The sequence below is a fragment of the Ruminococcus sp. YE71 genome (genome assembly GCF_900119155.1).
Lineage (GTDB): Bacteria > Bacillota > Clostridia > Oscillospirales > Ruminococcaceae > YE71.
The window spans coordinates 54,810-68,177 of sequence record NZ_FPIR01000004.1; the positions used below are offsets into that span (position 1 = coordinate 54,810).

The window sequence follows — 13,368 nt, forward strand, 5'->3', positions numbered from 1 at the left end:
CTGCGGTCAGTTTTCGAGTTTTCCCAAGGCTGATGCCTGTTCGAGAAGGCGGGCGTTGGCGGCGTTGGTGGTGCCGAAAGTGGTGAGGGTACAGACGGCGCGGGGGCATTTGGCGAGCAGTGCCGAAGCTTTCGCGTAGGCGCTGTCGCTGATAGGCTCGAAGGCTCGTTCAGTCACGACCTCTGCCGCGAGCGCCTTTGCCACGGGCAGTTCGGCGTCGTTTTCGTGCAGCACACCTGCCGCGAAGGGCACGCCCTCACGCCACAGCCTGCGGTAGACCGACACACCCGTTCCGCCGCCGCCGATGACGAACACCTGCGGTTCGCCGCCGATGCGCTGCGGTTCTGCGCTGCCGTAAAGCTCACAGAAACTGCCCTCGGGAACACCGTAAAGCTCGGCTATCCTGCCGCCCGAGAATATCTCTTCGGGGGTGCCGAGCAGCGGCTTGTCCGCAAGGCAGAGCACCCTGTCGGAGAAGCGCTGGGCAAGTTCCAGCTCGTGCAGGGTCATCATGACGGCTATGCCGCGTTCGCGCACAAGCTGTCTCAGCAGGGTCAGCAGGCGTAGCTTCGCGCCGATGTCGAGGTATGAAGTCGGCTCGTCGAGCAGCATTATCTTCGGCTGCTGGGCGATGGCGCGGGCGAGCATCACGCGCTGCCGCTGACCGTCGCTTATGAAACGGAAATCGCGGTCGGCGAGATCGGTCACGTCGGTGAGCCGCATCGCGTCCTCGACCACCTCGCTGTCCGACTTCGACAGCAGTCCGAGCCTGCCAGTGTAGGGGTAGCGCCCCGACTCGACGATGGCGCGGCAGGTCATGCGCTCAGCGGTGATGCGGTCGGTCAGCATCAGCGACATTATCCGCGCAGTCTCCGCCGCCGTCATGCTGCCGAGACCGCGCTCGCCGATGTACACCTCACCCGAGATGATGCTCAGCTGACCCGTGACGGTCTTCAGCAGCGTGGATTTTCCCGAACCGTTGCGCCCGATGACGGTCAGCACCTCGCCCTCGCGGAGCTCAAAGCTCAGACCCTCGACAATGACGGTCTTTCCGTAGCCTGCCGAGAGCCCTTTTGCGGAAAGCAGCTCCATCAGCCTGCCCTCCTCTCGCGTTCGCGGCGCAGCATGATGAATATGACCACAGGTGCGCCGAACACCGCCGTCACCGTGCTGACGCTCAGCTCGGTGGGGGCGAAAAGGCTTCGTGCGATGAGGTCGCAGGCGAGACAGAAGGCTCCGCCGCCGATGAATGCCGCAGGGATGATGATGATGGGCTTCGCCGTCCCGAAGATGCTCTTTGTCAGGTGCGGGACTGCAACGCCCACGAAGGACACAGGCCCCGCAAACGCCGTCACGCACGCCGAGAGCACGCTGGACAGCAGTATCAGCGCGGCGCGGAAAAGCCGTATGTTCACGCCGAGACTCGCGGCGTAGCCCTCGCCGAGGCGGTAGGCGTCCATCGGCTTAGACAGCATGAAAGCCGCCGCCGTGCCGAATGCCACAACGGCTGACATCACCTTGACGTCCCCCATGTCCGTGCCCGAGAAGCTGCCCTGCGACCAGTTGTGCAGGTTCACGATGTCGGCGTCGCTTGCGAAGGTCACGGCAAGCTCGGTCACGGCAGAGCATATGTAGCCGATCATAACGCCTGCGATGATGAGCTGAGCCATGCTCTTCACCCGTCCCGAAAGCAGCAGCACCGCTCCCATCGAGAGCAGCGAACCCACGAACGCAGCCGTCACGAGCATCCCCGAGTTCAGCAGGAAGCCGTTTTGCAGGGCGGCTATCATGGTCAGTGCGACCGTCAGCTTCGCGCCCGAGGAAACGCCCAGCACGAACGGTCCTGCGATGGGGTTCCCGAAGAAGCTTTGCAGCAAGAATCCCGACACCGACAGCGCACCGCCCAGCAGCATCGCCGCTGCCGCACGGGGCAGTCTCACCTGATACACGATGGTGTTCGCAAGCCCCGACGAGGGCGAGAACAGCTGACGCAGAGCTTCGCCTGCGGTCACGCTCGAACTTCCCACCGTCAGCGACAGCAGAAAAAGAGCCACCGCCGCCGCCGTCAGCATCACAAACCCCGCCACATATCTGAACTTCACTTCACTCACCACACACCTTTGATTTTAGATAAGAAATTAGAGATAAGAGATACGTTGTCCGCTTCGCAGACGGATCTCAGCTTGCCCACAGATACCTTTTCTCCTCAGATCGACAGCAGTTTGTCGGCGTCGATGACCGAGATGCGCTCGCCGTTTTCGCCGTGGGTTATGCCTTCGATGACGCTGTCGTCGTCGAGGGGGATGAAGTTGTTCTCAAGGCTCACCGAGGTCACCGCTTCATCCACCCTGACCGCCGCCACCGTGTTGCGGCTGTTTATCACCATAAGACAGCTCCTGCCGCCGTACTCCTCGGGGGCGGGAAAACCCAGCCGAAGCCGAAGGTCGATGACGGGGATGACATCGCCCATGCGGTTTATCACACCGATGATGCAGTCGGGCAGGCAGGGCACGCTCGTGAACTCACTGCGCGTGATTATCTCCAGCAGCACATCGATGCGGAAAGCGTAAAGACCGCCCTCCGAACGGAAGATGACCGCAGTCTCCATTTTCTCGTTCTGAATGTCCTGTTCAGCCATGCTTTACACCCTGCCTTTCATTATCTCGCCTGCGTCCATGACGAGAAGTATCGAACCGTCGCCCAGCACGCTCGTGCCCGAAAGCCCCCTCTCCTTCAGACCGAAGCCCGAAAGGTACGGCGAGAAGGGCTTGATGACTATCTGCATCTCCTCGACTATCTCGTCGGTGAAGAGGGCGGCTTCGCCCTGCGGCGTGCTGCACACCAGCATGATGCCGTCAGTGAGGTCGCGCTTGCCCCCCGTCAGCCCGAAATGGTCGTCGAGACGGATGACTTTCAGCACCTTGCCGCTGCCGTGTCTCAGCACCGACTCCTTGCCGTCGGGGGTGACGATGAGCTCGTCGGCTTCGGGGCGGAACACCTCGCTCAGGACAGTTATCGGCAGGGCGTATTCCTGACCGCACAGCCTGATGCCCATGCAGGAGCTTATGGACAGCGACATCGGCACACGTATCGTGAAGGTCGAGCCCTTGCCAAGCTCGGAATCGACTTTCAGCGTGCCGCCGACCTTTTCGAGGTTCTGCTTGACCACGTCCATGCCAACGCCGCGTCCCGAATACTGGGTGACGGCGGTGTTGGTGGAGAAGCCTGCCGCCATGATGAGGGCGAAGCATTCCTCGTCGGTATACTCGCCCATGGGCTTTGTGAGGATGCCCTTCTGACGGGCTTTTTCCAGCAGTACGTTCGGGTCCATGCCTGCGCCGTTGTCGGTGACGGTCACAAGCACGTCGTTGCCCTCATAGAACGCCGAGAGCGTAACGGTGGGCTTTTCGGTCTTGCCTGCCGCGGCGCGTACCTCGGGGGTCTCGATACCGTGGTCAACGGCGTTCCTGACCAGGTGCATGAGGGGGTCACCCAGCAAATCCGCCACCGACTTGTCCACCTCGGTGTCCTCGCCGACGGTCACGAGCTCGACCCCCTTGCCGAGGGTCTTGTTCATGTCGCGCATAACGCGGTTCATGCGGTTGAAGGCGCCGCTTATCGGCACCATTCGCACCGACATTACGAGGTCCTGCAATTCATCGGTGAGCTTTTTCAGCTCTCTCGCGCTCTTCTCGAAGTTCGGCATACCCGTTTTGTACGGCGCAAGGTCGGACGAGTGCAGTACTCCCGACTCGGAGATGACCAGCTCCTGCACGAGACGCATGAGCCTGTCCAGCTTCTCGATGCGCACCGAGATCATCGCGCCGCCCTTCTCCTCCTGCTTTTTCGCAGGCTTTTTCTCCTCCGCCGACGGGGCGGGGGCGGCAGGCTGTTCGGGGGCAGGCGCCGCCTGAACGGGTTCGGGCTTCGGGGCTTCGGCGGCCTTGCGTTCGAGCCGCAGAACGTCGCAGACATTGATGCCCGAGTTGAGGTGATCCTCGATGGTGTCGGGCTTGTCGGTCTTTACCTTGACGATGAAGCCGTTCGCCGAGATGCGGTCGCCTGCGTTGTCGTCGTCCAGGTCGGCGGGGTCGGTCATGAGCACCTCGCACTGAGCCTTGACCTGATTGAGCAGCACCATAGCGCGGATATCGGGCATCATGCAGGTGGACTCATAGCTGACCCTGAACGCGAAAACGTCCTCGCCGTCGTCGGGCGCGTAGTAGTCGGAGCCTCCCGTGCCGCCGCTCTTCTGTGCGGTCTGCACCTCGGCGGACTTGCCCTGCATCTCCGCCGCGAATGAACGGCACCTTGCAGTCAGGTCGGAGAAGTCGGTCAGGGGAACGCTGTCATCGCCGAGATTTTCCGTCTCGTACTTGAGCCCGTCGGAGCCCTCATAGAGCAGCTCGTAAAGGCGCGGCTTGTCGTAGCTGATGTTCGGATCCTCGCGGATGAGGGAGAAAAGATCCTCCAGCGAGTGTGCGAGCCCCGACATATTCGTAAGACCCATCATCGCCGCCGAGCCCTTGACGGTGTGCATTATGCGGAATATCTCGCCCACATCATCGGGAGTCAGCACATCGCTCTCGGTGCGCATAAGTATCTCGTCGAGCTTTTCGAGCAGCTCGCTGGTCTCGAACACGAACATATCCAGCATGGCTTCCATGCCTGCTTCGTATTTCGGCATTATGACCGACCTCCTTGTCTTACGGTGGATTATGCAGGGAGCTTATCCCTCTGAAAAAGTGCGGCGAAACGCCGATATGTTCCTGCCGTCGGGTCTGCCGTAGATCGCAAAGCAGACCTCGTCGAACAGCCTGCCGAAGCCCTCGTCAACGAGCACCTCGCGGAAATATCCCGAAACGTCCTCGGGCTTGTTGCCGAAGGCTCCGCAGCCCCACGCACCGAGCACCAGCGCGTTGTGACCGCGTACAGCGGCGGCAGCGAGCATTATCCTGATGCGGCGCATCATGGTCTCGCGGATGGTCTTTCCCGAAGTGAGCATCGCGGCTCCGTGACGGTTAGGTGCGGGGAGAGTCATGACAGACGCCATGAAGGGCTTTTCCAGCAGCTGGCACTTGTTGTCGCGGAAAACGCATACGTCGGGGGAATAGAGCATATAGTCCGACTCGACCGCGCTTACGTGGGAATTATTGTATCGGTACATCTCCGACGCGGCTCTTGAATTAATCGAGGCGTAGAGGGTGCTGCACCTACAGAGCGCCTCCTCCTGCGCGTTCGCGCCCAGCATGAATCCGCCGCCCGGGTGATGGGCGTTTGCGAAGTTCATGACGAACGGCTTTTTGAACCTCTGCGCCGCCTGAAATGAATCCTCGGCAGTAACGGTCACGCGGCAAATCTCCTCGTCGGGGATCCTGAGATTCAGCAGTTCGGCGCCTTTTTCGGGGGAGTAGACCACCACCGCCGCGAAGTCGTGCTTCGGCAGCTTCACTTCCCTGTCGTCCAGCGTGTAGCTGCCTTTGTTGGTTATCTCGATTGTCTCTTTTGCAATGGCGATATTGTTCATACGGTCTCCTTTCAGAACAGCGAGTAGCCCTCTCGGGTACACATCTCCTTCACCAGATCATACCGCACGAAGCGGATGACATGGGATTTGCGTTTCAGACCCACCGTGCAGACCACAAGGGTGCAGGTGTTGTTAGTCAGCTGGAAGGGGTTGCGGATGATGCGTATCATGCTTATATTTTTCTTTGGCAGGAACACCTTGTGGAACTGATAGCCTTTGCAGTAGTTGAGTACCGCACCCGTATCATCGAATCCCACCGAGGTGTTGAACGCAGCAGCCGTCTTGACTATCACCAGCCATATCAGCGGCACGGTGACGATCGCTATCAGCGCGTTAAGGTCGGGGTTGTGGTTCGGGAAGTAGCTGTCCAGCAGCTTTATGGCGAGGGGCGGCAGCGCACAGAGCATCGCGGGCATCGTCACGAAGCGCCGCACGCCGTTTGCTCCGACGGTGTCTATCTCGGGCTTCGGGCGCGGAAGTTCGGGGACGAGCAGCTTCAGCGAAGCGTTCATCTGGTCGTAGGTGGTGATGGGGATGAGTGCGCTTATCTCGCGCCTTGACTGGCCATAGCCCGCGCAGTCAAGGGTCACCGAGCAGATGTGGAACAGCTTCATCAGCAGCGTCTGGGTGAGGTCGTAGTAGTTTATCTTGTCGCGGCTGATGATATGGCGGCGCTTTATCAGCACGCCGCTCTTGATGAAGAACTGTCTGTCGGAGCGTCCCACCGTGAACGACCAGTGCCTTGCCAGCGTCGCGAGGAACGACACGAACCAGCCGCCGATAACGAGTGCCGCCAGTGCGAGTATCACCTGCGGTATGGTCTCGGTCAGCCGCAGGAAACGGCTGTCTATCTTCGTGACCTCGCCGTTCACGCGCTCGAACACTGCCCTCTCGCCCTCGATGCCGACTATCTTGCTCACCTCATACATGAAGGTGCCGTACAGCAGCATACCCGTCAGCGCCGACGAGAACAGCAGCGAGAAGATGAACAGATGCGTCTTTTTCGGCGAGTAGCTTATCCGCGGCTTCTCCTTTGAAAGGCTGCTGACGAAACTGTAGAGCGCGTCGGAATTGCGCTGTGACAGCACGAGCTTTATGTCCTGTCTGCCCACCGATTTCGCGTTGGTCTCAATATATATCTTGTTTGCGCCGAAGGGACGGTTATACCAGCTCTGACAGAAAGACACGGTAGTGAACTGTGTGAAGTAGACCTTCGTGCGTATCATACCGAAGAGTCCCGTCTTCGCGGAGATGCCGTCAGGCTCGATATCGAAGCTGACGAACAGCCAGCGCAGTATCGCAACAGCGAAGATGACCGTGATGGTCAGTATATCCAGCCAGCTGGTACGGAGCCACTCCTGAAAGTGGAACTGCATCGCGATAAGGCGTTTTGAAAGCGGTATCAGCAGCAGCCACAGGTTTCGCGAGGAGTAGTCCAGCAGCTTTATCGGGTGCTGTCTGTGCCTGAAAAAGCGCCGCACAGCGTCAAGCCCTCTTTTTGCGTTCATCGGGTGACCTCCTCAGCGCTGCTTATCATGCCGTTGATGCGTGCCGCGATGTCGAGAGCGTCGCTTTTTTTCAGGAAGCTCAGCACGAGCCGTGCCCCCAGCGCATTTATCATCACGAAGTTGAAGCCTGTGAGCACTCCGAGGGGCGTGACCAGCACCGACACCGACTTGACCGAGCTTACGGGCATATAGTCGCTGCGCGTGTTGACAAAGCCGCCTGCCGCCGCTATCTCGCTGCCAGTCAGCACGACCTTCGCGCAGATAAAGTAATGCGGCACGATGACAGCCGCCGTGAGTATCACTATCGACCACATTATCATCGAAACTATCTTCAGGTACTCCTCGGGGATAAAGGTGACATACCTGTAAATGATGTAATTCAAAGCAGCCCCGACGATACACAGCAGCACGTAAAACGTGAGCATCGCCCGTTTGGCAGGCAGGTACTTTCTCAAAGCTCCTCTACTCCCTCGGATGGATTTGATTCAGACAAGAGAAGCGGACACCTTATCTCTCATCTGTTATCTGCGAAGTGTTTCACAGTTCGCAGGAGGCGTGTCTGGTTACGTGGCAGCCCATATTTACGGAGACAGGCAGACCTGCGATGTGGGTCGCGGACTGTTCGATGTTGACTGCAAGGCAGGTCTGTGTGCCGCCGAAGCCCTGCGGTCCGATGCCGAGTTTGTTGATCTTTTCGAGCATCTGCGCTTCGAGCTCGGCGTAGAGGGGCTTGGGGTTGCGCTTTGAAACGCTGCGGCAGAGCGCCTTTTTAGCGAGGTACGCGCACTGCTCGAAGTCGCCTCCGATACCTACGCCAACCACCATCGGAGGGCAGGGGTTCGAGCCTGCCTGCGCACAGACGCCGACCACCCAGTCAACTATCTCTTCCTTCGTAACTGCGGGAGTCATCATTTTCAGCTGCGACATATTCTCGCTTCCGAAGCCCTTCGGAGCGACGGTTATCTTCACCTTCTCGCCCGAGACGATGGAAAGGTGGAGCACAGCGGGGGTATTATCGTCGGTATTGACTCTTTCGAGGGGGTCGCCAACCACGGATTTTCTCAGCAGTCCGTCAACGTAGCCGTCGTGGACGCCCTTGTTCACGGCCTCGTTCAGGTCGCCGCCCGTAAGGTGAACGTCCTGTCCCAGCTCGATGAACACGACCGCCATGCCCGTATCCTGACAGATAGGCAGTTCCTCTTTTTTCGCGGCTTCGAGGTTCGCTATCATATCGTCGAACACGCCCTTGCCTACAGGCGACTTCTCGGCTGCGGCGCCGCATTTTATGCACTCGCACATATCATCGGGCAGAACGCGGTTTGCTTTGATACAGAGCTCTTTTATTGCTGATGATATTTCTGCTACGTTTAATTCTCTCATTTTATTCAATTCCTTTCGGATGGGTTTTCAGGGTGGATTTGTGGTTTTTTTGGGGGTGTGCGGTGTTCGCTCATCGGGGACGCTGTTCCCGTACCCCTGCCAGCGTGTAGCCGTGCCTTGTCTCTGGCGTGGACGTGGCGTTTGTTTCGTCGGGTTTATACTATTTTTCCGCCGATTATTACCGTTTTCGGTTCGCTCATGACCTCGAACGGATCGCCCTCAAACAGCACCATATCCGCTCTCTTTCCGACTTCGATACTTCCTGCAAGATCTGCTATCCCTGCGATCTCCGCAGCATTTATCGTGACCGCTTCAAGCGCCTGCTCATACGTCATGCCGTTCCTGATGCATATCCCCGCCGTCAGCAGAAGATACTCTATCGGTGTCTCGCTGTGGTCGGTACAGATAGCGGTCTTGATGCCGTGAGCCGCCAGTATCCCTGCGTTCGCAGGGGTGACGTTCGCCATTTCGGGCTTGCACGGGTCAGTGATTATCGGTCCCACCACCGCACAGGCGTTCTCCTCGGCGAGTTCGTCGGCTATGAGATGCCCGTCGGTGCAGTGGATCAGCACATAATCCAGCCCGAACTCCTTCGCGATGCGCACCGCCGTGAAGATGTCATCGGCGCGGTGGCAGTGAAAATGTGCCTTTATCTCGCGCCTGAGAAGCGGTATCAGCGCTTCGTGCTTCATGTCCAGCTCGGGGAGCTCGCCCTCCTCGGCGTTCTCCTTGTCCTCCATGTAGCGTTTCGCCTTCGCCAGCTCCTCACGGATGATAGAGGCTATCGCCATGCGTGTGAAAGGCGATTCGTCGCGGTTCATGTAGGTCATTTTCGGGTTCTCGCCCATTGCGAATTTCATGCCCACGTCCCGAAGCACCATCTTGTCGATGCGCTTGCCCGAGGTCGAGACCGCCGCGATGCTGCCCGAGATAGGGTTCATCGAGCCGGGGGAGATGACCACGGTGGTGATGCCTGCCCTCAGCGCCTTCTCAAAGGACGCGTCGAACGGGTTGATAGCGTCGGTGATGCGCAGGTGCGGAGCGCAGGGCTCGCTCTCCTCGTTGAAGTCCTCACTCTCGACCCCGACGCCGTTCGTCGTCAGTCCGACGTGAGTATGCGCGTCGATGAACCCGGGATAAAGGTCAGCACCGTGAGCGTCTATCCAGTCAGCCTTTACCGCCCTTGCAGGCTCTCTGCTGACCTCGGTGATGATGCCGTCCTTAAAGGTGACGCTCCCCGTGAACACCTCGCGCTCGGCGTTCATCGTATGTATTTTTGCATTATATATTACCATGTAAAAACCTCATGTCTGATTTGGTCTTGCCTTCCGTCTAACAATAGTGCTCCTGCGGGATGTTTTTTTCGGGGGAAACCCGCCTTAGCTTCGCACGGCTTGAAGAAAGGTTCTCCCCTTGCCGTGCGTAGCTAAGGCGGCCCCCATTCCAAAGACTTTTAATATGTTGTTCGTTTGTTATGGTCGGGAAGATAGTCCCTTGACATTTCATGAGATGGCATCTGAAGAATACCTCAAATGGTGCGTTACGCTTCATTCGGCGGAAGCAAGTTATACCTTATCTCTTAAAACGGTGAGAGTCTATCTCCCAAACCACGACCAACAAACGACATATTAAAAGTTTTAGTGAGGGGGGGTGGGGGAAGACCCTTTTTCAAAAGGGTCTCCCCCAAGAGCACCCGCAGTCAGTCAGCACAAAAATCAGTTGGTAGAGCCGAAGCCGCCTTCGCCGCGTTCGGTGTTGTCGAGGGTGTCGGCTTCGACAACATCGGGCATTACGATAGGCGTAACGACCAGCTGAGCGATGCGTTCGCCGTCTGAGATAGTGTACGCCGTATCCGAGCTGTTATGCAGCGGTATGAAGATCTCGCCGCGGTAGTCGAGGTCTATGACCCCGACGCAGTTTGCAGGTGCGAGCCCGTGCTTGGTCGCAAGCGAGCTTCGGGCGTAGGTCAGCAGAACATATCCGCTCTCCGCTTCAAGCTGAACGGCTATACCTGTCGGGACTTTCGCGGTCTCGTTCGGTGCGATGGTCAGCGGTGCTTCAAGGCACGCCGACAAGTCCATGCCTGCGCTTTGTGCGGTCATCCTCTGCGGAAGTACTGCGTTTTCTCGCAGGCGTTTTATTTTAAGGTGCATTTGTCCGGATTCTCCTTGGATGGTGGATTGTTGTTTGTGCTGTGGGGTGGTGGGGTGGTCTTTTGTGTGGGACTTCGTCCTCCACGCCCACTTGTGTTATTTCTTTTCCGAATTCACTCCCCTGTAGTATAGACCGCGGGTGATATGTCCGCAGTCGGTCAGGGGGCGGCATTTACGTATCAGCGAAACTACCTCCGCCGTCCGCGACGGGTTCTCGCTGTCAAGCTCTATCTGCAAAAAGTCCGCGCCGCGTATATCCTCGCGCTTGTCGGACATGGATAAAATGTCGGAATTCAGTATCTCAACATACCCCTGCGCTTTTGAACACCTCACAAGGAATGACCTGCCCGTGCGGTCGAACAGCGTGTGCGTGCAGTTTTTGCACCCCACCTGCGCCGATATCGGACAGTTCGCGGTCAGCATCAGCGGCAGTCTGCCGTATACGATGATACCTCGCGGCAGTGTTCCGCCCAGCGCGTTTATCTGACCCGTTTTCATCTCGGGAGAGACTACCGCCGACTTCACACCCAGCTCGCTCAGCATTCCCAGCGCGTCGGTGTTGGCGGTGTTCAGCCCGTGTGCCGCGTGCGCTTCGAGCCCGAGCTTCTCCGCGATGACGATGTGCGCGAAGTTCGTGCAGAGCACCTTCCCGATGCCGAGTTTCTTCGCTTCGGTCAGCCGCTGTACGTCGCGCCCCTCGTTGAACGTGAATCGCGGCATGACGGCTCCGAGCTTCTCCGTCGGGAAAAGCCCTGCCGCTTTTTTCAGCTCCGCCGTGTCGAGCGGCAGCCACGCTGTCTCTATCTCGTCGGGGTCGAGCTTCGAGAGCTGTTCGGCCCTCTGCGCACTGATGCGGATGCTCTGCTCCCGAACGTCGTGACGCTGTATCGGCTGACGCGGAACATCTTCAAAAGGCACGGTACGCGAATAATGTTCCTCACGCTGAGCCGTGATAGCCGCGCAGATGCTTCGGCGCGCTTCGCCCCAGAACGAGTTCGGCACGCTCAGCCCCTCGCCTATCTCGCAGGTGAAACTTCCCGCTTCAAAAAACGTGTCGCCCAGCTTCGAGAGCTGACGTCTTACAAGTTCCTCATCACAGGGGCGGTTGACAGCCGCTTCGGGGGCGCCGCCCTTGTACTCGGCGTACAGACCGTTCTCGTCGAGAGCGGACACGGTCACGGGCTCGCCTTCCCTCACCGTCACGAAAATATCCAGCTCCGAGCACTTGCGTTCGCGTCGGTAGAGCTCGTGTATCTTCGGGTAGGCGGCGTTTGCGGCTTTGCTGTCGTCGGCAGTGCGTCTGCCGAACATATTGAAGCCCAGCTTGCCTTTCAAGTAGCCGTCGGTGAAGCCCCCGCGTGAGAACACCGTCCTCAGCAGAGCTTCGTCGTACTTCTCCCCTGCGAGCGCCTTTGCCGCACAGTTCGCGGAGAGAGCCGCGTATTCGGGACGCTTCATCCTGCCCTCTATCTTCATCGAATCAACGCCGAGTTCGGCGAGGTGCGGCAGATCGCGCAGAACGCTCATATCCTTCAGCGACAGCGCATAGTATTCCTTGCCCCTGACCGCGGTACACGGCAGACGGCAGGGCTGTGCGCAGGCTCCCCTGTTGGCACTTCGTCCGCCCACCATCGCACTCATAAGGCACTGTCCCGAAACGGACATACAAAGCGCCCCGTGAACGAACACCTCGGTCTCCATATCGCCGCCCGAAAGCTCAGCGATAACGGCTTCGGGCAGTTCGCGTGAAAGCACCGTCCGCGTGAAACCGAGCTTTTCGGCGAATTCACAGCCAGCCTTCGTGTGCAGGGTCATCTGCGTAGAAGCGTGAAGTTCAAGCTGCGGACACGACCTGCGCACCGCCGCGACGACCGCCAGATCCTGCGAGATGACCGCGTCGATGCCCACCTCGCAGAGCAGGCGGAGCGTGTCGTCCAGCTCGTCAAGCTCGCTGTCGAACAGCATGGTGTTCACCGCCGCGTAGACCTTGACGCCGCGCTCGTGACAGTACTTCACCGTTTCGCGCAGATCGGCTTCATTGAAGTTGGTCGCGTTCGCCCTCGCGCTGAAACGCTCCAGCCCGAGGTAGACCGCATCCGCGCCGCTCCTGACCGCGGCGAATGCCTGTTCCTTGCCGCCCGCAGGCGAAAGTATCTCGGGCATTACTTCTTGTTGACGCCGTTCACAGGCGGCTGACCGAGTGCGCGTCCGATGCTGCCGCGGACTATCTGATCGGCAGTCGTTTCCTCGGCAAACGCAGTCCTGAGCTTTATCTCGCTCTCAAGCTGACGGATGCGCTCGTTCAGACGCTCTATCTCCTTGTGGAGCTTCTCCACCTCGGCACGCGACTCGTTCGCGTCGTCGGCGTAAGCGCTGATCTGGGTGCGGATATTCTGCTCCGTCTGCTTGTTCTTGATGAGCTCGTCAAGGCATTCGAGCGAGATTATCGCGGCGGCATCCTGTATCGACAGCGAAGGCTTCATCTCCCTGAGCCTTGAGAATCTGTCGTTCAGCGTCGCAGCCAGCTTCTCGGTGTACTCGGGCGTCTCCTCGGTCACCATCGGATAGCTTCTTCCGTAGATATTGACAGTTACATTATTTTTCATTTTACATCAGACCTCCGTCCTTTTTTGCCGCTTCTTGTCAGACCTCTTCTGTAAGCGGCTATACATAGTTATATTATACTATATTTTTAAGCAATTGTAAAGAGAAAGTGCAAAAAAATCTGTGGTCGGGAAGACAGTCCCTTGACATTTCAAGAGAGACAATCTGACGAATACCGCAATTGAAGCGCAGACCA

At 58.5% G+C, this 13,368-nt stretch carries 12 protein-coding genes; all 12 read right to left on the reverse strand.

From position 1 onward, the window contains the following. Positions 1 to 6: 6 nt before the first annotated feature. The gene (locus BT142_RS04800; RefSeq protein WP_072417077.1) at positions 7 to 1,092 is read right to left on the reverse strand and encodes an ABC transporter ATP-binding protein; all 1,086 of its coding nucleotides are present in this window, start codon (positions 1,090 to 1,092) and stop codon (positions 7 to 9) included. Further along, a complete protein-coding gene (locus BT142_RS04805) occupies positions 1,092 to 2,102 on the reverse strand; it encodes a FecCD family ABC transporter permease (RefSeq protein ID WP_347497633.1) in 1,011 nt (336 codons plus the stop codon). Before BT142_RS04805 ends, BT142_RS04800 begins: the two co-directional genes overlap by 1 nt. A 104-nt stretch (positions 2,103 to 2,206) precedes the next feature. Beyond that, positions 2,207 to 2,638, reverse strand: a complete 432-nt coding sequence (locus BT142_RS04810; protein ID WP_072417079.1) for a chemotaxis protein CheW — start codon at positions 2,636 to 2,638, stop codon at positions 2,207 to 2,209. Between the two features lie 3 nt (positions 2,639 to 2,641). After that, positions 2,642 to 4,687 (reverse strand): chemotaxis protein CheA, encoded by a 2,046-nt coding sequence (locus tag BT142_RS04815; protein WP_072417080.1) that lies wholly within the window; start codon positions 4,685 to 4,687, stop codon positions 2,642 to 2,644. Between the two features lie 42 nt (positions 4,688 to 4,729). Continuing rightward, complete coding sequence (locus BT142_RS04820; RefSeq protein WP_072417081.1) at positions 4,730 to 5,527, reverse strand: TIGR02452 family protein; 798 nt, start codon at positions 5,525 to 5,527, stop codon at positions 4,730 to 4,732. A gap of 11 nt (positions 5,528 to 5,538) precedes the next feature. Beyond that, the gene (locus BT142_RS04825) at positions 5,539 to 7,035 is read right to left on the reverse strand and encodes a PH domain-containing protein (RefSeq protein ID WP_072417082.1); all 1,497 of its coding nucleotides are present in this window, start codon (positions 7,033 to 7,035) and stop codon (positions 5,539 to 5,541) included. Beyond that, positions 7,032 to 7,490 carry a hypothetical protein gene (locus tag BT142_RS04830; RefSeq protein ID WP_139182176.1) on the reverse strand — a complete coding sequence of 153 codons (459 nt, stop codon included), beginning with the start codon at positions 7,488 to 7,490 and terminating at the stop codon, positions 7,032 to 7,034. Before BT142_RS04830 ends, BT142_RS04825 begins: the two co-directional genes overlap by 4 nt. Positions 7,491 to 7,572: 82 nt before the next feature. Further along, positions 7,573 to 8,415, reverse strand: a complete 843-nt coding sequence (locus BT142_RS04835; protein ID WP_072417084.1) for a fumarate hydratase — start codon at positions 8,413 to 8,415, stop codon at positions 7,573 to 7,575. 155 nt (positions 8,416 to 8,570) lie between these two features. Continuing rightward, a complete protein-coding gene (locus tag BT142_RS04840; protein WP_072417085.1) occupies positions 8,571 to 9,710 on the reverse strand; it encodes an amidohydrolase in 1,140 nt (379 codons plus the stop codon). 420 nt (positions 9,711 to 10,130) lie between these two features. Beyond that, on the reverse strand, positions 10,131 to 10,568 hold the full coding sequence (gene dut / locus BT142_RS04845) for a dUTP diphosphatase (RefSeq protein WP_072417086.1): 438 nt from the start codon (positions 10,566 to 10,568) through the stop codon (positions 10,131 to 10,133). Between the two features lie 96 nt (positions 10,569 to 10,664). Then, the gene (locus BT142_RS04850; RefSeq protein ID WP_072417087.1) at positions 10,665 to 12,731 is read right to left on the reverse strand and encodes a U32 family peptidase; all 2,067 of its coding nucleotides are present in this window, start codon (positions 12,729 to 12,731) and stop codon (positions 10,665 to 10,667) included. Continuing rightward, complete coding sequence (gene zapA / locus BT142_RS04855) at positions 12,731 to 13,174, reverse strand: cell division protein ZapA (protein WP_072417088.1); 444 nt, start codon at positions 13,172 to 13,174, stop codon at positions 12,731 to 12,733. Before zapA ends, BT142_RS04850 begins: the two co-directional genes overlap by 1 nt. Positions 13,175 to 13,368 lie beyond the last annotated feature (194 nt).